Genomic DNA, 21,851 nt, shown 5'->3' on the forward strand with positions numbered 1-21,851 from the left:
CGTTTCATGGACCCTTACGATGAGCTCATCCGCTTGCTGAATCAGCAGGGTTGGGCGGTTTCCGATTCAGCCATTTCCCCCGACTGGCAGGCAGGCCTGCTGGCACGAGGCCAGGAACTGTGGGCGGGCGGGCGTTTTCGGGCCGGGCAGGTTGGCCGTGGCGTGAAGGTCAATTTGCCAGAGGTCCGGGGCGACTGGATCCACTGGATCGAGACCGGGTCTTCCGAAGAAGCGCACCCATTCTTCACATGGATGACCCAGTTTCGCCAGGCGCTCAATGAGCGCTTCGGGATGGGTTTGCGTAGCCAGGAATTCCATTTCGCGCGCTACGCCGAGGGCAAGGGCTACCAGAAGCACATCGACCAGCATCGGGGGACCGACTATCGCAAGGTCTCCATCGTGCTGTATCTGAACCCCGATTGGGACGCTGCCGACGGGGGTGAGCTGTGCCTGTATCAGCCCTATCATCCGGATGAGGAAATGCAGCGCATCCTGCCGCTGGGTGCACGGCTCGCCGTATTCGTGAGCGGCATGATCCCGCATGCGGTGCTCCCGTGCCGCCGGCCGCGCTGGAGCATTGCGGGGTGGCTGCGCACGGATGTTCCAAACCCGCACGCCTAAAAAAACCGCCTGGAGACATAAGTCTCAGGCGGTTTCAACCTGTTGTGTCACAGGAAAATCTTGGTGCGCCTGGCAGGATTCGAACCCACGACCCCTTGGTTCGTAGCCAAGTACTCTATCCAACTGAGCTACAGGCGCAACAGAGGCGAAACTATAGCACGATTTTTTGAACTCGTCATTAACCGGCAGTGATGCTTTTCCTCGACGGCCGGCGGCTCACGGCGGGATGCCCGTCGACGTAGAAGCGTAGCGGCTTGCTTGCCCATTCTTCGCCGGCATAGTCCACGCCAACGCGCGGGCTGGCGGCGATGGCCAATGGTTCGGGGGCTTCGTCGCGGGCAATCCACAGGTCGGTGCCACTGCCGCATAGATCCTGGCCGTAATGGTCCAGCGTGATGTCCATGGCCTTGCACAGCCGACCTGGACCGTTGGTGGCGACCTCGATATCGCGCACGGGTGCCAGGGCCCTCAGGAGTACGGCCGTGCCGCTGCCGCGCGGCCCCGTCACCGCATTGATGCAGTGATACATGCCGTAGATCAGATACACGTAGGCGTGTCCCGGGGGCCCGAACATGGCTGCTGTGCGTGGTGTCCGGCCCCTTGAGGTATGCGCGGCCAGATCCCCGGGGCCCAGATAGGCCTCGACCTCCACGATGCGTCCGACGTGCCGCCGGCCGTCAGGCATCCGGTGGACCAGCAGGCAGCCCAGGATGTCGGGCGCGACTTCGGCCGCCGGGCGGTTGAAGAATGATCGTTTCAGTTTGTGGCAGCGGCCCTGGATGGCATCGGTCGACAGGTTGAGTTTGCTGAGGGGTGAGGAGGGCATTGGAGAAGTGTCAAGACTGGCTCGCCTCGTGGGCCAGGCGGTCCAGCAGGCGGGTCTTGTCGGTTGCGGGAAGGAATGCGGCGTTCAGGCTGTTGGCCACCAGCGTGAGCAGCTCGTCGTGCGACAGGTCCAGCGCCAGCGCGGTGGCGACATAGTTGTCCAGCACATAGCCGCCGAAGTACGCTGGGTCATCGGAATTGATCGTGACTGCAACGCCGGCGCGCAGCATCCGCGCCAGATTGTGTTCGTGCAGGTCTTTGAACACGCCCAGCTTCAGGTTGGACAGCGGACAGACGGTGAGCGGGATCCGGCGGCGGATGATCTCGCCCATCAGTTGGGTGTCCTCGCTGCTTTGGACCCCATGATCGATGCGGTCGGCGCCCAGAATGTCCAGCGTGTCGCGCACATATTGCGCGGGGCCTTCTTCGCCGGCGTGCGCCACGCGCTTGAATCCCAGTTCGGCGCAACGTTGGTAGACCCGTGCGAATTTTTCAGGCGGGTTACCCCGTTCGGCCGAATCCAGCCCGACGCCTATCCACAGATCCCTGTAGGCACTGCGCAGCGGGAGGGCCGCCTCCAGCGTGGCGAAGGCATCATCTTCGCTCAGGTGTCGCAGGAAGCTGAGCAGCAAGGAGGTGCTGACACCCCAGGTATCCCGGACTTCGCGCAGTGCCCGTGCCAGGCCCGCGAACACCGTTTCGAGAGCGATGCCCCGGTGGGTGTGCGTCTGCGGGTCGAACATGATCTCCGCGTGCACCACGCCGTCAGCTCGTGCCCGGCGCCAGTACGCGATGGCCAGTTCGTAGAAGTCCTGTTCGGTCTGCAGAACCCCGGCGCCAGCGTAGTACAGGTCCAGAAAGGATTGCAGGTTGGTGAACTGGTAGGCAGCCCGGACTGATTCCACGTTGGAGTAGGGAAGCGCCACCCTGTTGCGCCGTGCGAACTCGAACATCATTTCGGGCTCCAGCGTGCCTTCGATGTGCAGGTGCAGCTCGGCTTTGGGCAGCTTCTGCAGCCAGGCACGCAGTTCGGTGTCGTCGTTGTGTTGGAGCATGGAGGTTTCGTGAAACCGTCGATGTCGTGATTATAGGCAGTGGCCCGGGGATAGGATGTGCTGCCGCCAGGCTGCCGGTCCGGATCAGTCGGCCTGCCTTGGTCAATTACCCGCATCCCGCGTAGACTGAAGACAACGACACAGGACAGGAGGCTGAGATGGCTTCTGTTGAGGACCGGCAGGCGACGCACCGTGTCGACAACCAGGTGCCGGATCTGCCCGAGCGGAATCTGTTTCTCGCTGATGCCGTGCTGACCGAGGCGGTGCGCCGCGAGGGCGCGCAGGATTACGAACCGGAACTGGAATCATGGGGTGAGCGCCTTGGTCGCCCCGAGCTGTCGGTTCTGGCCGACCAGGTCAATCGCCAGGCCCCTGTGCTGCGGGCGTTTGACCGCGCTGGCCACCGCATCGACACGGTCGATTTCCATCCGGGGTGGGAGCAGTTTCTCTCACTGGCGTTCGCGCAGGGGATGCATGACAGCGCCTGGACGGCTCCCGGGCCGGGCGCCCAGGTCGCACGCGCCGCTCACTATCTGATGCACGGCCAGATCGAGGCCGGGTCGCTGTGTCCCGTCACGATGACCAGTGCCGCGATCCCGCTGCTGGCTCGCGAGCCTTGGTTCGGGGCGATACAGCCCAGGCTGTCCAGTCGGGAATACGACCCGGCCGATCGGCCGGTTACCGAAAAGCGGTCGATGATGGTGGGAATGGGCATGACCGAGAAGCAGGGGGGGTCCGACCTGCGCACGAATGCCAGCCATGCCGAGCCGGTAGCCGGCGAGCGCGAGTGGTTCAGGCTGACGGGCCACAAGTGGTTTTTTTCATCACCCATGTCTGATGCGCACCTGATGCTGGCGCGTGAGGGCGATGGGCACTCCTGCTTCTATGTTCCGCGCTGGCTCGATGATGGTCAGCGCAATCCGGTGCACATCCAGCGCTTGAAGGACAAGCTGGGCAATCGTTCCAACGCCAGTGCGGAGATCGAATTTGCCGGCGCGCTTGGGCGCCGCATTGGAGAGCCTGGGCGTGGGGTCGTAACCCTGATCGAAATGGCCTCGTACACGCGGCTGGATTGCGTGCTGGGCAGCGCCGCGCTTTTGCGGCGGGCGGTCGTGCTGGGCATCCATTGTGCCCGCCATCGCCGCGCCTTTGGCCGCCTGCTGGCGGACCAGCCGCTGATGCGTCAGGTGCTGGCCGACCTGGTGTTGGAAAGCGAGGCGGCCACGGCCCTGGCACTGCGCCTGGCCGCCGCTTTCGACCGTCCCGAAAGCCCGGCCGAGCAGGCTTTGCGACGTATTCTGACGCCTGCCGCCAAGTTCTGGATCTGCAAGCGCGCGATTGCGGCTGTCGCAGAATGCATGGAAGTGTGGGGTGGCAATGGTTATATCGAGGATGCGCCATTGGCGCGCCTGTACCGCGAGACCCCCGTCAATTCGATCTGGGAGGGGTCCGGGAATGTCATGTGCCTGGATGTGCTGCGGGCAGCCCGCCAGAATCCGCAGCGTACGGCCCAGATCATCGATGGGCTGGCGGCCGCACACCCCGACGCGAGCGTGCTGCGGACCGTCTCGCGGCGCCTGTCGGGCGTGCTCCAGTCGGATGACGAAACCCAGCAGCGGCAGGCGCGCATGGTTGCGCGGGATCTGGTGCTGCTGGTACAGGCAGATCTGCTGTTGCGCCACGCGCCGGCCAACGTATCCCATTCCTTCATCCAGAGCCGTTTCGTCGATGGTGGCGATCAGGTCTACGGGGCCCGGCCTGCTGCGCTGGCCTCAGATTCGTTGCTTGAGCGTGCTTGGCCGGCCTGAGCGTCGAATGGGCTCATAGTGTCGCGTGGCCTGTGGCAACTGGCCCGTAAAAGGCGCCGCGTGACCGGGCGTCGTGATGTCTGGGAGGATCCGTTCGTCTACAATCGACGCTTCCCTTGACGGACTCATTTTCGCAAGCAGGGATGGTTGATGCAGAATTTTGGCGCTACGAAGGCTGGTCTCAGGGTCGCGGGCCGACTTTGCGGGGCGCTGCTGGTCGGGCTCCTTGCGGTCTGTGCGGCGCAAGCATCGGCCACCTATGCGCTGACGGGCCGCGTCGTCCATGTTGCAGACGGCGACACCCTGACGCTGTTGGTTTCTGGCAGAGAACACCGTATTCGTCTCGCCAGCATCGACGCGCCAGAGGTCGGCCATGGCCGGAAGCAGCCGGGCCAGCCATACGGCCAGGCATCGCGCAGGGCCTTGTCGGAACTGGTGGCTGGGAAGTCCGTGGTGCTGCGTTGCTACGAGCAGGATCGGTACGGGCGGGATGTCTGTGATGTGCCGCTGGGCGATGGGCGCACGGCCAATCGGGTCCAGGTGGCAACGGGGATGGCTTGGGCCAACCAGCAGGGTGGTGGCAAATATTTGCGGGATGACGGTATGCGTGCACTCGAGACGAAGGCCCGCGACCAGCGGCTGGGCGTGTGGCGGGATAGGGCTCCGGTGCCGCCCTGGGATTGGCGCTGGAAGTGCTGGAAGGCCCTTGAATCCGGGGACTCGACCCCCATTTGTTGATCATGGCACTGAAAGTATTCGATCTCGCATGCGAACATGAGCACCTCTTCGAGGGCTGGTTCGCCTCTGCGGAAACCTATGATGATCAGCTCTCGCGTGGGCTGGTACGCTGCCCCGTGTGCGATAGCACGCGAATCACACGGCGCGTGTCTGCGCCACACCTGAACGTCAGCCATTTGCGCGCCGATCCGGCTGTGCGCGAGCAGGACTTGCCCCAGGGGCGCGCGGCTGTGGCATCGCCCTCGGGCGACCAGATGTCGCGTCTTCAGGCAGAGGTCCTGCGGCAGATCCGCCGTATCGTCCGCCAGACCGACGATGTCGGCGCCCAGTTCGCGGACGAGGCGCGTCGCATGCATAGTGGCGAAATCGAGGAACGGCCGATTCGCGGCACGGCGTCCGCCCAGGAATGCGTGGATCTGGCCGAGGAAGGCATCACCATCATGCCGATTCCCGATATTCTGGATGACGACCGGCTTCAATGACAGTCGCTGGCTTGCTGGCGAGGCCTGGGCCTGAAACTGGCTTCAGCTTGGCTTGAGCGCGGCGAGGAACGTTGCGATGTTGGTGATATCGGTATCGGTCAACCCCTTCGCCATCGGCTCCATGATGACGTTTTTGCGTGAACCGTCGCGAAAGGCCTTGAGTTGGGTGATCAGGTACGCGTCCTTCTGACCCGCCAGGTTGGGATAGATGGGCGCGATAGAGACGCCCGCGGCGCCGTGGCATGCCGCGCACGTGGCGGCGTACTTGGCTTGACCCGCTGTCGGGTCGGCGGCCTGCGCGGATGTCATGGCCAGGGTTGCCACCAGCGCCAGACTCAGGCGCAAGGTCATGTGAATCATGGTTTTGTTCTCCGATAAGGTCCGTGTCCTGGGGTGATCCGCGTCAGGCGGACCCCAAGGGTCGATAGAGCGCCGCCCACAGCGCAAAGGTGGGAACCAGGATGCCGATCCACAGCCCGGCCCAGAACGTCAGTTCCGGCATGGTTGCCAGTGGCAGCAGCGACAGTAGGCCCAGGGCGACGGAAAGGACGAGATTGACGTTGCTGAACCACGGGTGTGCGTCGCTGCGCCGCGCCCATAGTGCCAGCAGGAACATCAGGATCGCGAAGACCGCCATCGGGACATACCGCTGTTCCACCCAAGTCTGATGCAATACCGTCGCATAGACCAGCACCAGGCCGACGATTGTGTTGATGATGTTCGGGATCATGGTCAGTGTTCCTCGTGGGCGTGCATTTGTTCCAGGTAGCGCCAGGTAAGCGGCGGAATCACGGCATAGGCGGCGGCGCTGGCCAGAATCAGCAGCTTCCAGCCGAAGTCCAGTGGCGACAGTGCGCCTATGGCGACGGCGCAGGTCAGCGCGGCCAGATAGCAGAACTTTCCGATCCGTACCCAGTCGGCCCGCGCGCGCAGGCGACCGATGCTGTAGAGGCCCGCATAAGCGCCTCCTGCCAGCACGAACAATCCCAGCAGAAGCGATGTCTGGATGAGGGCGGCAGGTGTCATATGGCCTCCGCCCGAACCTGAAGGCTCGGCAGGCGCCGTGGCGCCGAGAGCAGGTCATAGACCAGCGTGGCGTACCCGAGTGCGAAGATCACGCCGAATGCGAGGCGTGCATACATCCCCGACACGAACCATGGGTTCTCCGAGGCGACCGTAAAGGCCATCAGCGTGGATCCACCCTCGGCGCGTCCGATGAAGGCCTGCGCCATGCCCGCCAGCAACAGCGCCATCACCATGCCAACCATGCCGAAATTAAGCAGGCCGTAGCCCCACTTCCAGGCCCGGCCGTCGAGGAATTCGGTACCTGAAGTCTTCTGCTTGACGACGTAGAGCACGGCGATCACGCCGCAAACGTAGGCGCCGTAAAACGCGAAGTGGCCGTGCGACACTGTCCATTGCGTACCGTGCGAGTACATGTTGATCTGTGGCAGCGTCATCATGAAGCCCCAGATCCCCGCGCCGATGAAGTTCAGGAACGCTTCCGTCGTGATCCAGTAGAAAGCGGGCCGATTCCCGGTCTTCAGACGGTGCATGCCGGCATCGTAGACGGCGTGTACCACCATGCCCAGCAGCGGTAGCGGCTCCAGGGCTGAGAAGAAGCCACCGATGCTGAGCCAGTACTTTGGCGTACCGATCCAGAAGTAGTGGTGGCCCAGCCCCAGGATGCCGGCGCCCAGCACCAGCATGACTTCGATGTAGAGCCAGGTCTCCACGATTTTGCGCGACGTGCCCATGACGTCCATCAGCACCAGCGCCATGACGCAGCCGATCAGAACCTCCCAGGTGCTCTCCACCCACATGTGGACCAGCCACCACCACCAGTACAAGTCCCTGGACATGTTGGGGTCCGATGGAAAGGCATCCAGATACACCACGATGAGCGGGATCAGATCCAGGGCCAACACCCAGGTGATGCCGGTCATGCGCCGTGCACGGGTACAGGTGGCGACGACGTTGTAGGCGAAGACGCCCATCACGATCACCACGCCGATGGACGCCCAGCGCGGAGCTTCCACGTATTTGCGGCCCTGATTGATGAACCAGAGCGTCCATTCGGTGGCCGGGCCGTATTGCACGAAGATGAAGACCAGGGCGACGACCGCCACGACGGCACAGAACACCCAGAACGTGAGCTCGGCGAGCCACATTCCCTCGATTTCGTGCTCCAGCTCCTTGGGGAGGTACCAGTACACGGCCCCCAGAAAGCCCATCAGCAGCCAGATCACGAGCACGTCGATATGCAGGATCTTCGCATTGTTGAAGTTGAAGACGTTGTAGAGCAGGGATGGGTAGACGTAATAGGCCGCCGCAAGCAGGCCGAACACGATCATCACGCCAAAGAGCGTCACGGCAGCCGTCAGGTAGCGCAACGCCAGTTTCTGCGAACGGGACATCTCGGAGCGATCCATGAAACTTCCCCTGTCAGTGTTTGGTGATCAGACCGAAATTGGCCGGGAACCCATTGGTATTTATGGATGCCAGCCATTTCAGATAGGCGACGGTTGCCCGAGCTTCGTCTTCACTGATGCGCAGGTCCGGCATCCTGCGATTCCAGGTAGGGTATTTGTCCGGGTGCATGAGGAACTCGACCATTGCTTCTTCGCGGGTGCTTTTGCCGGTCATGGGCATCCAGATCTCCTGCCAGGCAGGGTCCAGCCACGACTTGGTGAGGTCCGGTCCATAGTATGCGCCGTTGCCGAAAATGGTGTGGCAGTCCATACAGGCACGGCTCTGAATGACCAGTTTCCCCTTGACGATCAGGTCGGACGCTTCGGCTTCAGTGACCTTTTTGCCGAACAGGGGCTCGGACTTTCCAATGACCGGTACCGCCATGTGCTGGGACCAGTCGTACTGGTAACTGATGTGCTGATTGATGACGTCGTAGGGTGGAACGTTTTCCCCGCCTGCGGTGATCACGCGCAGGCTGTCGATCGACAGGAATGCCAGCACCACCAGCATCACGAGGGTAGTGCTGATTGCACCGGCCCGCCAGAATGCGGGATCCTGTATGTCCAGGCCCTGGGTGGGTCCGGCGCTTGGACTTGTGCGCTTCATGTTGGTTGGCACTCCATCGATGCGGCGGCGATTCCGTCTAGTGTGCCAAGCTTAGTACCGGCGGGCGGTCCGGTGATTGATCCTGATCCAGGATTCCGTAGCAGATTTGATCCAGATCAAAAAAAAAGGCCGGGTAAAGTGAACCGCACCCCAAAAGTTGGATCAACAGCCAACTTTTGGGGTGCGGTTCGGAAGCCCGGTTTTCAAGGGGGCGCCGCGCCGAGACCGGCGCGGGGCTGTTACATCACGCGGCTGCGGTATTCGTTGGTGCGAGTATCGATCTCGATCTTGTCGCCGATATTGCAGAACAGCGGTACCGGTACTTCGTACCCTGTGTTGATCTTCGCCGGTTTCAGGACTTTGCCCGAAGTGTCGCCCTTGACGGCGGGTTCGGTGTAGATGATCTCGCGTACGATGATGGTGGGCAGTTCCACCGAAATGGCGCGGCCTTCGTAGAAAACGACTTCGACAGTCATGCCTTCTTCGAGATAGTTCAGCGCGTCGCCCATGCTGTCGGACTCGACTTCGTGCTGGTTGTATTCTTCGTCCATGAAGACGTACATCGGGTCGGCAAAATAGGAATAGGTGCATTCCTTGGTTTCAAGCATGACTTGCTCGAACTTTTCGTCGGCCTTGTAGACCGACTCGCTGGGGCTGTTGGTCAGCAAGTTCTTGAATTTCAGCTTGACCACGGCCGCGTTGCGGCCCGATTTGTTGTATTCGGCCTTCTGGACGACCAGGGGGTCGTGGCCGACCATGACGACGTTGCCGACGCGCAGTTCCTGTGCGATTTTCATAGGGGTAGGACTCCGGGGTTCAAATGCCCCGGGCTAGGGGCGCCGCAGTGCCCCTGCACTACTCCGAGGCAGTGCGAAAAATTTTAACTGTGCATTCTAACTCTTTTGGAGTTTTTTCTGGCAGAACTCGACCAGACGGCTGGCCAGATCCGGCGATCGGTGCAGTTTTTCGGACCAGCGCTCACTGCATTTGGCCCAGTCGGCCCAGGGTTTCGGCTCCAGCGCGGCGGAAAGCGCCTGCGCCATCAGGTCATCGTCGTGACCATTCCATGCGCGGTGCAGTGCACGTATGTTTTCGGGCCAGGCGGCTGCCTGCATCCAGGCTTCGAGCTTGATCCGGTGCGCATCGTCGTCCTGAGCATAGATTTGCCAGACCAGGGGGCTGCCGGTCCACTGAGCCCGGGTCAGCGAGTCTTCGCCCCGTACAAAATTCAGGTCGCAGCACCATAGCAACTCATCGAATCTAGCCTGGGGTACGAATGGAATGGTGGCCACGGTTAGATTCCCCTGACTGCGCAGCGTGGGTGGGGGCGTCCCGGGCACCAGCAGCCAAGTGGGTGTTTGCCGTCGGGCGAACGTATCGCGCAGCCCGTCAAGGGGGGCGTCAGGGTAGGCGAACAGCAGCACGCATCGCGCCTCTGGGGGCATCGCGTCGGCCGCGAGCCCGGTGAGCGCCTGCAATCGCATGCGCCGATCCGTGGCCTGTGCCTGCACCTGGCGCGCCTGCAGACCGGATTCCCGCAATAGTCCTCCCGTAGAGGACGTGAATCCTGGGAAGTAGAAGTACTTTGGAACCCCGTTGGCCTGTGGTGACGGCAGTCCGTGACAGCTGGCCACCCAGTCTTCCGCGCTCAGGTATTCCAGGTTGATCCATAGGCAGTCTTGTTGCGCCATGCCGGCCTCGTAGGCCGGTGGCAGCATGCAGGCAAAGGCCTCGATCACGACTCCTCCGCGCGGTGCGCTGGCCCGCTCGGCCTGGTACCAGGGCAGAATCTCCACGCCCTGTATTCGTTGGCCGTCACCGGCTGGATCCAGTTCTGGCAATAGCTGTGCGAGCACGTCCAGTCGGTCGATCCACAGGCGCACCGCGCAGCCCATGTCGGCAAGCTGATGCGCCAGGCGCCAGCAGACGCCTGCATCACCGTAGTTGTCGATGACTCGGCAGAACAGGTCGAACGGCGGACGCGTCATGGCGACGTTCCTGGGGGGGAGGCATGAAGACGGAACGGGTGGGTCAGTGCAACTGCAGGGGCTCCGGGTCGATTTCTTCCGGGAGTTCCGGGTGCTGCATCTCGCCCAGCATGTTGGGAAAATAGGGTGCGCCGCAATCTTCGCAATAATCCAGTCCCTGCAGGCCGGGCAACCGGCGGATGTCTTGAATACCCGACTCACGCAACAGGGCGGCAATGGCGTCCCAGGTATCGACTTCGCCCTCGGGGGACTGCTCGAGAGCAGACTCCTCGCGGCTGAGCGCCGGCCAGACGCAGCCATAGATCACGTCATTGCTGGTTCGTGTGCAGAACCCGATACGGTATTCCTCGATGGTCTGTTCGCCGCAGGCCACGATGGCGCAGCGCAGGTCGGCCGCAGGCAGCTTGGCGGCTGTCTGCAGCCAGGTGATGGCAGCCTTCAGCGTGAGCGGACGGATGGCTTGATCCGCCTGCCGAGTGCTGGTGTAGTAGGCATCGGGTGCCAGGTATTCCATGCGGCAGCCCGTGAACACCGTATCCAGGATCTGTGAGCAGCCTTCCGCCCATCGGGTGGTGATCGCTTTGCGGGCCTCGGCGTCCGGTTCCGCCGTCTGCCATTGGAACAGTGCATCGCCGCGCGGGACCACGATCACACCCACGAGGAAATAGGCGTCAGCCAGGAGGTCCGCCGGAGACTCCACCTCACGTACCGCCGGTTTGTCGCGCTGTCCCAGCGCCTGTGAGCCCATGGCCTGCACCCAACTGCGAGCTTCATGAAACGATTGCGGCAGCCGGTCGAAGCGGATGAGCTCCGGCAGCATGGCGGCGCGCGCTCGGGGTGCCAGGACGGTGGTCCGTAGCAATTCCGCCAGTTGCTGTGCCTGCGGCTCGTGCAGCCGGCCTTCGGGCAACTGGTAGCGCGTCCAGGCGAGGCAGGGCGCCGAGAAGAGCAGGGCGTCCCAGTCCTGGTCGTCCGATGTCAGGCGCAGGGACTCGGAATGCGTCTCTGCCTGCTCGATGAGCACGTCATAGGCTGGGGAGTGCTGGTCCAGCAGGTGGTCCAGCGCCGCTTCCACCGTGCGCCGGTGGCGGGCCGTGAGTGCCTTGTCCAGCGCCTGACCCAGACGTTCTTCCCAGAACAGGTCTTCAAGCTGACTGCCGGAATGCGACAGGGCCTCGGCCAGGGAGATCAGGACGAGCGATGCCTTGGAATGAGCGGAGGAGGGGTGGGAGGGCATGGCAAACGGAATTAGGCAGTCAGGTTTCCGCCGATCGTGGTGGAGAACCTGCACTATACGGGAGTTGCGCCGTATCGGGGGATGAGATCCGAACGACCCAACGGACTGTTAGTGTACTGCCTGGGCCGCATGGCGAAAAAAGCCCCGGATCCGGGAGGATCGGGGCGGGTCCGCCTGCTCCGTGCGGGGGTGGAACAGACTGTCGTCAGGCGTCGACGGTGCTGGCTACCTGGGTGAAGTCTTCGATCTGGTCGAAGTTCATGTAGCGGTAGATGCGGTTGCCGTCCTGTGCGAGCACGCCCATGTCCTTGAGGTATTCCTCGCGGGTCGGAATCCGGCCCAGGCGCGAAGAGATGGCGGCCATTTCGGCCGATCCCAGAAACACGTTGGTGTTCTTGCCCATCCGGTTCGGAAAGTTCCGCGTACTGGTCGAAAACACCGTTGCGCCTTCTCGGGTCTGAGCCTGGTTGCCCATGCACAGCGAGCAGCCGGGCATTTCCATGCGGGCACCGGCCGTCCCGAAGGTGCCGTAATGGCCTTCCTTGGTGAGTTCGCTGGCGTCCATCTTGGTGGGGGGCGCCACCCAGAGTTTGGATGGCAGGTCTCGTTGGCCTTCGAGCAGCTTGGCTGCCGCCCGGAAGTGCCCGATGTTGGTCATGCAGCTGCCGATGAAGACTTCGTCGATTTTGGTGCCGGCGACATCCGACAGCGTCTTCACGTCGTCCGGGTCGTTCGGGCAGGCTACGATGGGTTCCTGGATGCCGGCCAGATCGATGTCGATGATTGCCGCATATTCGGCGTCCGCGTCGGGGGCCACGAGCTGCGGGTTTGCCAGCCAGGCTTCCATGTTCTTGATCCGACGGGTGAGCGTACGGGCGTCCTGGTAGCCGTTGGCGATCATCCATTTGAGCAGCGTGATGTTGCTGTTCAGGTATTCGATGATGGGCTCTTTGTTCAGCCGCACCGTGCAGCCGGCAGCCGACCGTTCGGCTGATGCGTCACTCAGCTCGAAGGCCTGTTCGATCTTCAGATCCGGGAGTCCTTCGATTTCCAGGATGCGTCCGGAGAAGATGTTCTTTTTCCCCTTCTTCTCGACCGTGAGCAGGCCCTGCTTGATGGCGTAGAGCGGAATGGCGTTGACCAGGTCGCGCAACGTCACGCCCGGCTGCATCTTGCCCTTGAAGCGCACCAGTACGGATTCCGGCATGTCCAGCGGCATGACGCCCGTGGCGGCCGCGAAGGCCACCAGTCCAGAACCGGCCGGGAAGCTGATGCCGATCGGGAAGCGCGTGTGCGAATCGCCGCCAGTGCCGACGGTGTCTGGCAGCAGCATGCGGTTGAGCCACGAGTGGATGATGCCGTCCCCTGGGCGCAGCGACACGCCGCCACGCGTGCTCATGAAGGCCGGCAGTTCGTGGTGCGTCTTGACGTCCACCGGTTTGGGGTACGCGGCCGTGTGACAGAAGGACTGCATCACCAGATCCGCCGAGAACCCCACGCAGGCCAGATCCTTCAGTTCGTCGCGCGTCATGGGACCCGTGGTGTCTTGGCTGCCCACCGAGGTCATGCGCGGTTCGCAATAGGTGCCCGGGCGTACACCCTGGCCTTCCGGTAGTCCGCACGCGCGGCCCACCAGCTTCTGTGCCAGCGAGAAGCCCTTGCCCGAATCGGCAGGCGCTTCCGGCAGGCGGAATAGCGTCGTTGCCGGCAGACCCAGCGCGGCGCGAGCCTTGGCTGTGAGGCCGCGACCGATGATCAGCGGAATACGCCCGCCCGCCCGGACCTCGTCCAGCAGTACATCGGATTTGAGCTTGAATTCCGCGATGACCTTGCCGTCCTTGAGCGCCTTGCCTTCGTAGGGGCGCAATTCGATCACATCCCCCATGTTCATGGCCGAGGTGTCCAGCTCGATCGGCAGTGCACCGGAGTCTTCCATGGTGTTGTAGAAGATCGGCGCGATCTTCCCGCCCAGGCACACCCCGCCAAAGCGTTTGTTGGGTACGTACGGAATGTCTTCACCCGTGAGCCAGATCACGGAGTTGGTCGCCGACTTGCGCGACGAACCCGTTCCCACCACGTCGCCTACATAGGCCACGATGTGGCCCTTGGCCTTCAGTTCGTCCAGCAGCTTGATGGGGCCGATCTTGCCGGGCACGTCGGGTGTGATTCCTTCGCGCGGATTCTTCAGCATTGCAAGCGCGTGCAGCGGGATGTCCGGTCGGCTCCACGCGTCAGGCGCCGGCGACAGATCGTCCGTGTTGGTCTCGCCCGTTACCTTGAAGACCGTGAACGTCAGGCTTTCGGGGACCTCCGGCCGGCTGGTGAACCATTCGCCGGCCGCCCAGCTCTGCAGCACGCTTTGCGCATGCACGTTGCCCGCCTTCGCCTTTTCTTCCACGTCGTGGAAGGCATCGAACACCAGCAGCGTCTTCTTCAATCCTTCGGCCGCAATCGGCGCCAGATTGGCGTGATCCAACAGTTCGATGAGGGCACTGATGTTGAACCCGCCCAGCATCGTCCCGAGCAGTTCCGTCGCATGCTTCGCGTCGATCAGTGAGCAGCTCTCTTTGCCCAGCGCCACGGCGGCGAGATACGAGGCCTTGACCTTCGCAGCGTCATCCACTCCGGCGGGAACCCGGTGGGTGAACAGGTCCAGGAGGAATTGAGCCTCTTTGGCCGGTGGGTTCTTCAGTAGCTCGATCAGATCGGCTGTTTGTTGCGCCGTCAGTGGAAGCGGCGGTATCCCGATCGCTTCACGGGCGGCGGCTTCAGTGCGGTAAGAGTCCAGCATGTCGGATGCCCCGAAAATGTGCGTTTGAAATCGCCGCCATTGTACGGGGGGAAGGCCGTTTCGGCAACAGTCTTATATAAGATATAAGACATCGAAATGCTTTGTGTCGTTGCAAGCGCAGCCAACATGTGCAAGGCCGATCGGAGGGAGGAGGTGGAATCTGCTGGCGCAACCGTGAGGCGCCGGAGGCTTCTGAAGGGAGTCTGGGGAATTCACCGACATCCGCCCGACCGCAGGGAGAAAGGATGGCGGTGCCCAGACGGACGAAGAAGGGCCGGGAAGCCCGACCAGCGGGAGGGCCGCCGACCAGGGCGCGCCAGCAGATTCCACCTCCTCCCGACCATCCGATGAAACGAGAGCTAAAGCCGCTCGCTCAGCGCCTCACGACATCCGCATATTCCGGATGCCGCCGCACATAGGCATCCACATACGAACACGTAGGCACCACCCGCCATCCCCGTGCCCGCGCCGTTTCCAGTGCTACCCGAGTCAGGTCTGCCGCAATGCCGCGTCCGCCCACGGCGGCAGGCACCCCCGTGTGGTAATACTCTGCCACCGACCCGTCCAGCGTGTAATCCAGCACGCACAGGTGGCCGTCCTGTGTCGTCTCGAACCGGTGGGCCGTCTCGTTGTGGGTAATGACGCGGCCCGATTCCGGGACCGTCACCCGATCAGATGACATACAGGTCCACGTACTCGTGCACCGGCATTGCCTCCAGGCGTGTCTGATCCAGCGACGCATCCAGAATCCGCTGCTGCTGGCGCGCCGGGAATTGTCGTGCCAGGTTGGTGCGGAACTTTGCTTCCAGCAGTGGAATGCCGTCCTTGCGCCGGCGCTTGTGGCCGATCGGGTATTCGCAGACGATCTCGTCCATCTTGGTGCCGTCGTTGAATTCCACCGTGAGCGCATTGGCGATGGAGCGCTTGTCCGGGTCGTGATAGTCGTGCGTGAAGGCAGGATCCTCGACGCAGGTCATCTTCTCGCGCAGCGCGTCGATGCGGGGATCGGCAGCCACAGAGTCTTCATAATCACCCGCAGTCAGGCGGCCGAAGAGGATGGGTACCGCCACCATGTATTGCACACAGTGATCGCGGTCCGCCGGGTTGTTCAGCGGCCCCTTTTTGTCGATGATGCGGATGCAGGCCTCGTGCGTGCGGATGGTGATTTTCCGGATATCCGCGTCGGTCTTGCCCAGCGCCTTCAGCTTGTCGTGGATCTGCATTGCGCATTCCACGGCGGTCTGCGAGTGAAACTCGGCTGGAAACGAGATCTTGAAAAGCACATTTTCCATGACATAGCTGCCGTAGGGGCGCTGGAACTTGAAGGGCTGGCCCTTGAAGAGCACGTCGTAAAAACCCCAGACCGGTGCCGTCAGCACCGACGGATAGCCCATCTCGCCCGTGCGCGCCATGAGCGCCAGCCGAACCGCGCGGCTGGTTGCGTCGCCCGCTGCCCAGGACTTGCGGCTGCCCGTGTTCGGCGCGTGGCGATAGGTGCGCAGGCTTTGCCCGTCCACCCACGCCAAGGACACTGCATTGATGGTCTCGTCGCGGGACAGGCCCAGCATCTGCGAGACCACGGCCGTGGAGGCCACCTTCACCAGCACCACGTGGTCCAGGCCAACCTTGTTGAATGAGTTTTCCAGCGCGATGCAGCCCTGAATCTCATGAGCCTTGATCATGCCCTCGAGCACGGTGCGCATGGTGAGCGGCGCCTTGCCGACCGCCACGGCGTTGCGCGAGAGCCAGTCGGCTACCGCCAGAATTCCGCCCAGATTGTCCGAAGGATGGCCCCATTCGGCCGCCAGCCATGTGTCGTTGAAGTCCAGCCAGCGGATCATGCAGCCGATGTTGAAGGCGGCCTGTACCGGGTCGAGCTGGAATTGCGTACCCGGAACCTTGGCCCCATGGGGGACCACGGTGCCTGGCACGATGGGGCCCATGAGCTTGCGGCAGGCCGGATATTCTAGGCCTTCAAGGCCGCAGCCCAACGTGTCGATCAGGCAGTTGCGGGCGGTTTCCAGCGCCAGTGCGCTGTCGATCTTGTAGTCGAATACGTAGTTGACGATGTCCACCAGCACCTGGTCGGGCTGGGGACGCACGTTGGAAATAGTCGCGGACATGAGGATTCCTGAGGGATTTCTGCTTATTGGCGCTTGGCCAGCGGAACGAACTTGACGTCTTCGGGACCCACGTAGTTGGCCGTTGGCCGGATGATCTTGTTGTCCACGCGCTGCTCGATGATGTGGGCCGACCAGCCAGCGGTGCGGGCGATCACGAACAGCGGCGTGAACATGCTGGTGGGGACGTTCATCTCGTGGTAGGACACAGCCGAGAACCAGTCCAGGTTCGGGAACATTTTCTTGGCGTCCCACATCACCGATTCCAGACGTGCAGCGATGTCGAACAGCTTGGTCGAGCCCGCCGATTTTGACAGGCGCCGGGCGACGGACTTGATCACCTGGTTGCGCGGGTCGGACACCGTGTATACAGGGTGGCCGAAACCGATCACGATTTCCTTGGCCTCAATGCGGCGGCGGATGTCGGCCTCGGCTTCGTCGGGCGTGTCGTAGCGGCTCTGGATCTCGTAGGCGACTTCATTGGCGCCGCCGTGTTTGGGGCCGCGCAGCGCGCCGATTGCGCCGGTGATTGCGGAATACATGTCGGAGCCCGTGCCTGCGATCACGCGTCCCGCGAAGGTGGACGCGTTGAATTCGTGTTCGGCATACAGGATGAGTGAGGTGTGCATGGCGCGCACCCATTCGTCCGAAGGCGTCTCGCCGTGCAGCAGGTGCAGGAACTGGCCGCCGATGCTGTCGTCGTCGGTTTCCACGTCGATCAGACGGCCGTTGTGGCTGTAGTGATACCAGTACAGCAGTGCGGAGCCCAGGCTGGCCATCAGCCGGTCGGCAATGTCGCGGGCGCCTGGCAGATTGTGGTCGTCCTTCTCGGGCAGCACGCAGCCCATGACCGATGCGGCGGTGCGCATCACGTCCATGGGGTGGCTCGAGGCCGGCAGCGTGGTGAGCACGTCCTGGACCTGGGCGGGCAGGCCCCGCAACCGGCGTAGTTTTGCCTTGTAGGCAGCGAGTTCCGCCTTGTTGGGCAGTTTGCCGTGGATCAGCAGGTGCGCGACTTCTTCGAATTCGCAGGTATCGGCAATATCCAGAATGTCATAGCCGCGATAGTGCAGGTCGTTGCCGCTGCGGCCGACCGTGCAAAGGGCCGTGTTGCCGGCGGCGATACCGGACAGTGCGACTGATTTCTTGGGTTTGAAGCCCGCGGGGGCGGCCGGGGTGGCCGTCTTGCTGGCCGCGGCTCTGGATTTTGTTGCCATGGAAAGTCTCCTTCGATTAGAGGTAGAGGCGAGATCGCGGTGAGGCTCAGGATGCCTTGTTCTTTTGGAACAGGGCATCAAGCTTCGCTTCGAATTGGTAATACCCGATGCGGTCGTAGAGTTCTTCGCGCGTCTGCATCATGTCGACCACGTTGCGCTGGTGGCCGTCGCGCCGGATGGCGGCGTACACGGTTTCCGCCGCCTTGTTCATGGCGCGGAAGGCCGACAGCGGGTAGAGCACGATGCCCACACCGGCGCCCGCGAGCTCCTGAACCGAGAACAGTGGTGTCTTTCCGAATTCGGTGATGTTGGCGAGAATGGGTACTTTCAGGGAGTGCGTGAACTTCGCGTAGGTTTCCAGATCATAGGACGCCTCCGCGAAGATCGCATCCGCGCCGGCTTCGACGCAGGCGTGCGCGCGCTCCAGCGCTGCGTCCACGCCCGCCACGGCGATCGCGTCAGTGCGGGCAATGATGTAGAAGTCGCTGTCGGTGCGGGCGTCCACCGCCGCCTTGACCCGGTCGGACATCTCCTCGGTGCTGACGATTTCCTTGCCCGGGCGGTGGCCGCAGCGCTTCGCGCCGACCTGGTCCTCGATGTGGCAGCCGGCTGCGCCGAACTTGATCAGGGACTTGACGGTGCGAGCGATGTTGAAGGCGGAAGGCCCGAAGCCGGTGTCGATGTCCACCAGCAGCGGCAGGTCGCACACATCGGTGATGCGGCGGATGTCGGTGAGTACGTCATCCAGCGTGTTGATGCCCAGGTCCGGCAGTCCGAGCGAGCCGGCCGCCACGCCGCCGCCGGACAGGTAGATGGCGCGGTAGCCCGCGCGCTTGGCGAGCAGGGCATGGTTGGCGTTGATCGCACCAATGATCTGCAGCGGGGTTTCTTCGATCAGGGCCTGGCGCAGCAGCGCGCCAGGGGAGGCAGGACGGGTCATGTTGCGCACTCCGGAAAGCTGTCGGCGCCGCCGGACGGATCCACAGGCGCGGCAGAAGGCACCCCCGCTTGGGGGGGTGAGGTCGGTTCGTTACTTCAGCAGATCCTTGACGCCGTCGCGCTCTTCGAGCAGCTCGTTGAGCGTGTGGTCCATGCGTTCGCGCGAGAAGCTGTCGATCTCCAGGCCCGTCACGCGGGTGTATTCGCCATTGGCCGTGGTCACCGGCACGCCGTAGATGATGCCCTCGGGGATGCCGTAGGAACCATCGGACGGGATGCCCATGGTGACCCACTTGCCGTTGCTGCCCAGCACCCAGTCATGCACATGGCAGATGGCAGCGTTGGCCGCCGATGCCGCCGACGACAGGCCGCGCGCCGCGATGATGGCGGCGCCGCGTTTACCGACCGTGGGAATGAAGGTGTCGCGGATCCAGGCCTGATCGTTGATGAGCGACTGCACCGATTTTCCGCCGATGGTGGCGAAGCGCGTATCCGGGTACATGGTGGGTGAGTGGTTGCCCCACACCACGAGCTTTTCGATGTCGCCCACCGCCTTGCCGGTTTTGGCGGCGATCTGAGACAGCGCACGGTTGTGATCCAGACGCAGCATGGCTGTGAAGTTCTTTGCAGGCAGATCAGGCGCCGACTTCATGGTGATGTAGGCATTGGTGTTGGCCGGGTTGCCGACCACCAGCACCTTCACATGGCGGCTGGCCACTTCGTTCAGCGCCTTGCCTTGCTCAGTGAAGATCTGGGCATTGACTTGCAGCAGGTCCTTGCGCTCCATGCCGGGGCCGCGCGGACGGGCACCCACCAGAAGGGCCACGTCGACGTCCTTGAAGGCGGTGCGTGGGTCGCTGTGCGCGCTCATGCCGGCCAGCAGCGGGAAGGCACAGTCTTCCAGTTCCATCATGACGCCCTTCAGGGCGTTCTGAGCCTTCTCGACCGGGACCTCCAGCAATTGCAGGATGACGGGCTGGTCCTTGCCCAGCATTTCTCCGGACGCGATTCGGAACAGTAACGCGTAGCCGATCTGGCCGGCTGCGCCAGTGACGGCGACGCGCATGGCGGGTTTGGACATAGTGGTTCTCCAATCAGTGATGGTACAAAGATGTATCTGGGCGGTCCGCGCAAACGGCGAAAAGGTTAGTGTATTTCATCGCGCAGCGTCAAGACTCTTATATCTTATATAAGACAGAAGAGTATTAGACATCCTGACGTGGAAATGCGAAAATGCCGAAGTCTTATTTTGTAGCATGGCCGTCCTGCCGTATCCCCGTCTGACATGTCTGATTCGCGCCTGATTGATCGCAAGCAGCCCCTGGGTCGCGCTTCTCATAGCGCTGCGTTCAGCCCGCTGTACCAGCAGATCAAGGCGTTGATCCTGCAGGGCCTGGATCGGGGTGAATGGAAGCCGGGCGAATCCATCCCCAGCGAGCTCGAGCTCGCCGCGCGATTCCAGGTCAGCCAGGGCACCGTGCGCAAGGCCATCGACGAACTCGCCGCAGAAAACCTGCTCATTCGCCGCCAGGGGAAGGGCACTTATGTGGCGACGCATAACGAAGCCCGCGTCCGCTATCGGTTTCTTCGCCTGACCCCGGACGACGCCAGGCCGCAGCCGTCTTCCAGCCAGATCCTGGATTGCCACCGCGCCAAGGCCACCGTCGAAATCGCCGCTGCGCTGGGGCTGCGCACCGGCGATGCGGTAGTGAATCTGCACCGCGTCCTGTCCTTCAGTGACATTCCTACGATTCTGGACGACATCTGGCTGCCCGGCAATACGTTCAAGGGGCTGACGCTGGAAGCGCTGTTGCGGTATCGTGGCCCAATGTACGCACTGTTCGAGACCGAGTTCGGGATCAGCATGGTGCGGGCAGACGAGAAGATCCGTGCGGTGGCCGCCAGCGATGCCCAGGCAAGTCTGCTGCGGGTCGCTGTGGGCTCCCCGCTGCTGCAGGTCGAGCGCATTGCCTACACCTATGGGGATCGTCCCGTGGAGTTGCGCCGCGGGCACTATGTGACCGAACGCTATCATTATCGAAACAGTTTGAATTGACTGCGCAATGGGCGAAAATGCCAATTGGGGTCTACCAGAATTATTCCATTGATCAACTACGAGGGCATCATGTCTGAATCAGCAACGAAGCCGCGCCCGCAGTTCCGTAATCTGGGGGTCAGTGACCTCATGAGTTACCGCCTGCCGCCGGCTGCAAAAGCCTCTTTTCTGCACCGGATCAGTGGGGCACTGCTGCTCCTGGCGTTGCCGCTGGTGATCGTGCCGCTGTTTGGCCAGAGCGTCCATTCCCCTGAGACCTTCGCCGCCATGAAGGCATGGGTCGCCACGCCGCTTTGCAAGATCGTTCTGCTGGTGCTGATGTGGGGGTATTTCCACCACTTCTGTGCCGGGATCCGCTTCCTCACGCTGGACCTGCATTGGGGAACCGCGCGTGTGCCCTCGAAGCGCACAGGTACGCCGGTGCGCGTGGCGCCGCAGCGCTCGGGTGCGGTCGTCATTGGGATCGCACTGGGCCTTACAGTGGTCTTTGGTTTGAAACTTTTTGGAGTCTGGTAATGGCAGAAGCACGCATTGGACGTCGGCGCCTCGTCGTTGGCGCGCATTACGGGACCCGCGACTTTATCGTTCAGCGCATGACGGCCGTCATCATGGCCGTCTACACGCTTGTCCTGGTCATTTATGCGGTATTCGTTCCCAGCCTCGATTTTGAATCGTGGCGTGCCTTTTTTATGTTCAAGGTCGGCACGGTGCCGCTGGGGCAGATGTTGGGGTCATTGGCGTTTCTGTCGCTCGCCTGGCACGCCTGGGTAGGGGCTCGCGACATCTTCATGGACTACGCGCACGCAGCCGGCCTGCGGTTGTTCCTGGAAGTCGTGGCCGTCCTCTGGATCGTGGCGTCGGTCGTGTTTTTTGGTCAAATTCTCTGGAGTCTGTAA

At 62.6% G+C, this 21,851-nt stretch carries 23 protein-coding genes and 1 tRNA gene; 7 read left to right on the plus strand and 17 right to left on the minus strand.

Annotated elements, in window-relative coordinates:
• The first annotated feature begins 6 nt into the window (after window positions 1-6).
• Window positions 7-621, plus strand: a complete 615-nt coding sequence (locus tag EPN31_RS02440; protein ID WP_291768990.1) for a 2OG-Fe(II) oxygenase — start codon at window positions 7-9, stop codon at window positions 619-621.
• A 61-nt stretch (window positions 622-682) separates the two neighbouring features.
• On the opposite strand, the gene EPN31_RS02445 is transcribed toward EPN31_RS02440, so the two are convergent.
• From EPN31_RS02445 to EPN31_RS02455, 3 genes are all read right to left on the minus strand, one after another.
• Window positions 683-759 (minus strand) — tRNA-Arg (locus EPN31_RS02445).
• Window positions 760-799: 40 nt separating this feature from the next.
• Window positions 800-1,447, minus strand: a complete 648-nt coding sequence (locus EPN31_RS02450; protein ID WP_291768992.1) for a DNA-3-methyladenine glycosylase — start codon at window positions 1,445-1,447, stop codon at window positions 800-802.
• A gap of 10 nt (window positions 1,448-1,457) precedes the next feature.
• Window positions 1,458-2,501, minus strand: a complete 1,044-nt coding sequence (locus tag EPN31_RS02455; RefSeq protein ID WP_291768994.1) for an adenosine deaminase — start codon at window positions 2,499-2,501, stop codon at window positions 1,458-1,460.
• 158 nt (window positions 2,502-2,659) lie between these two features.
• On the opposite strand from EPN31_RS02455, the gene EPN31_RS02460 reads away from it, so the two are divergent.
• The 3 genes from EPN31_RS02460 (at window position 2,660) to EPN31_RS02470 (ending at window position 5,529) form a co-directional block, all read left to right on the plus strand.
• Window positions 2,660-4,309, plus strand: coding sequence for an acyl-CoA dehydrogenase family protein (locus tag EPN31_RS02460; RefSeq protein WP_291768997.1), 1,650 nt, complete (start codon window positions 2,660-2,662; stop codon window positions 4,307-4,309).
• 150 nt (window positions 4,310-4,459) lie between these two features.
• A complete protein-coding gene (locus EPN31_RS02465) occupies window positions 4,460-5,047 on the plus strand; it encodes a thermonuclease family protein (RefSeq protein ID WP_291769363.1) in 588 nt (195 codons plus the stop codon).
• 2 nt (window positions 5,048-5,049) lie between these two features.
• Window positions 5,050-5,529: a DUF1178 family protein gene (locus tag EPN31_RS02470; RefSeq protein WP_291769000.1), complete on the plus strand. Its 480-nt coding sequence runs from the start codon at window positions 5,050-5,052 to the stop codon at window positions 5,527-5,529.
• Window positions 5,530-5,571: 42 nt separating this feature from the next.
• Here EPN31_RS02470 and EPN31_RS02475 read toward each other — a convergent pair whose 3' ends face one another.
• The 14 genes from EPN31_RS02475 to EPN31_RS02540 all read right to left on the minus strand — a co-directional run bounded on the left by EPN31_RS02475 (window position 5,572) and on the right by EPN31_RS02540 (window position 19,980).
• Window positions 5,572-5,889: a cytochrome c gene (locus tag EPN31_RS02475; protein WP_291769003.1), complete on the minus strand. Its 318-nt coding sequence runs from the start codon at window positions 5,887-5,889 to the stop codon at window positions 5,572-5,574.
• A gap of 43 nt (window positions 5,890-5,932) precedes the next feature.
• Window positions 5,933-6,259: a hypothetical protein gene (locus EPN31_RS02480; protein ID WP_291769005.1), complete on the minus strand. Its 327-nt coding sequence runs from the start codon at window positions 6,257-6,259 to the stop codon at window positions 5,933-5,935.
• A gap of 2 nt (window positions 6,260-6,261) precedes the next feature.
• A complete protein-coding gene (locus tag EPN31_RS02485; protein ID WP_291769008.1) occupies window positions 6,262-6,555 on the minus strand; it encodes a hypothetical protein in 294 nt (97 codons plus the stop codon).
• Window positions 6,552-7,961 (minus strand): cbb3-type cytochrome c oxidase subunit I, encoded by a 1,410-nt coding sequence (locus EPN31_RS02490; RefSeq protein ID WP_291769010.1) that lies wholly within the window; start codon window positions 7,959-7,961, stop codon window positions 6,552-6,554. The genes EPN31_RS02485 and EPN31_RS02490 overlap by 4 nt, the downstream gene beginning before the upstream one ends.
• Before the next feature lie 13 nt (window positions 7,962-7,974).
• On the minus strand, window positions 7,975-8,607 hold the full coding sequence (locus EPN31_RS02495) for a c-type cytochrome (RefSeq protein WP_291769012.1): 633 nt from the start codon (window positions 8,605-8,607) through the stop codon (window positions 7,975-7,977).
• A gap of 239 nt (window positions 8,608-8,846) precedes the next feature.
• Window positions 8,847-9,404, minus strand: coding sequence for an elongation factor P (efp, locus tag EPN31_RS02500; protein WP_291769014.1), 558 nt, complete (start codon window positions 9,402-9,404; stop codon window positions 8,847-8,849).
• A gap of 96 nt (window positions 9,405-9,500) precedes the next feature.
• Window positions 9,501-10,595, minus strand: a complete 1,095-nt coding sequence (gene earP, locus EPN31_RS02505) for an elongation factor P maturation arginine rhamnosyltransferase EarP (RefSeq protein WP_291769016.1) — start codon at window positions 10,593-10,595, stop codon at window positions 9,501-9,503.
• Window positions 10,596-10,638: 43 nt separating this feature from the next.
• Window positions 10,639-11,832, minus strand: a complete 1,194-nt coding sequence (locus tag EPN31_RS02510) for a DUF2863 family protein (RefSeq protein ID WP_291769018.1) — start codon at window positions 11,830-11,832, stop codon at window positions 10,639-10,641.
• Window positions 11,833-12,037: 205 nt separating this feature from the next.
• A complete protein-coding gene (gene acnB / locus EPN31_RS02515) occupies window positions 12,038-14,623 on the minus strand; it encodes a bifunctional aconitate hydratase 2/2-methylisocitrate dehydratase (RefSeq protein WP_291769020.1) in 2,586 nt (861 codons plus the stop codon).
• A 373-nt stretch (window positions 14,624-14,996) separates the two neighbouring features.
• Window positions 14,997-15,305 carry a GNAT family N-acetyltransferase gene (locus EPN31_RS02520; protein WP_291769022.1) on the minus strand — a complete coding sequence of 103 codons (309 nt, stop codon included), beginning with the start codon at window positions 15,303-15,305 and terminating at the stop codon, window positions 14,997-14,999.
• Window positions 15,295-16,746, minus strand: coding sequence for a bifunctional 2-methylcitrate dehydratase/aconitate hydratase (locus EPN31_RS02525; protein WP_291769025.1), 1,452 nt, complete (start codon window positions 16,744-16,746; stop codon window positions 15,295-15,297). Before EPN31_RS02525 ends, EPN31_RS02520 begins: the two co-directional genes overlap by 11 nt.
• Before the next feature lie 23 nt (window positions 16,747-16,769).
• Window positions 16,770-17,960, minus strand: a complete 1,191-nt coding sequence (gene prpC, locus EPN31_RS02530; RefSeq protein ID WP_291769029.1) for a 2-methylcitrate synthase — start codon at window positions 17,958-17,960, stop codon at window positions 16,770-16,772.
• A gap of 46 nt (window positions 17,961-18,006) precedes the next feature.
• Window positions 18,007-18,900, minus strand: coding sequence for a methylisocitrate lyase (gene prpB, locus EPN31_RS02535; RefSeq protein ID WP_291769032.1), 894 nt, complete (start codon window positions 18,898-18,900; stop codon window positions 18,007-18,009).
• Between the two features lie 90 nt (window positions 18,901-18,990).
• Window positions 18,991-19,980, minus strand: coding sequence for a malate dehydrogenase (locus EPN31_RS02540; protein ID WP_291769035.1), 990 nt, complete (start codon window positions 19,978-19,980; stop codon window positions 18,991-18,993).
• A 204-nt stretch (window positions 19,981-20,184) separates the two neighbouring features.
• On the opposite strand from EPN31_RS02540, the gene EPN31_RS02545 reads away from it, so the two are divergent.
• From EPN31_RS02545 to sdhD, 3 genes are all read left to right on the plus strand, one after another.
• Entirely contained in the window at window positions 20,185-20,955 is a 771-nt protein-coding gene (locus tag EPN31_RS02545; protein ID WP_291769038.1) for a GntR family transcriptional regulator, read from the plus strand.
• Between the two features lie 69 nt (window positions 20,956-21,024).
• Window positions 21,025-21,471 (plus strand): succinate dehydrogenase, cytochrome b556 subunit, encoded by a 447-nt coding sequence (gene sdhC, locus EPN31_RS02550; RefSeq protein ID WP_291769041.1) that lies wholly within the window; start codon window positions 21,025-21,027, stop codon window positions 21,469-21,471.
• A complete protein-coding gene (sdhD, locus tag EPN31_RS02555; RefSeq protein ID WP_291769045.1) occupies window positions 21,471-21,851 on the plus strand; it encodes a succinate dehydrogenase, hydrophobic membrane anchor protein in 381 nt (126 codons plus the stop codon). The genes sdhC and sdhD overlap by 1 nt, the downstream gene beginning before the upstream one ends.

The sequence above is a fragment of the Castellaniella sp. genome, assembly GCF_004321985.1.
Taxonomy (GTDB): domain Bacteria; phylum Pseudomonadota; class Gammaproteobacteria; order Burkholderiales; family Burkholderiaceae_B; genus Castellaniella.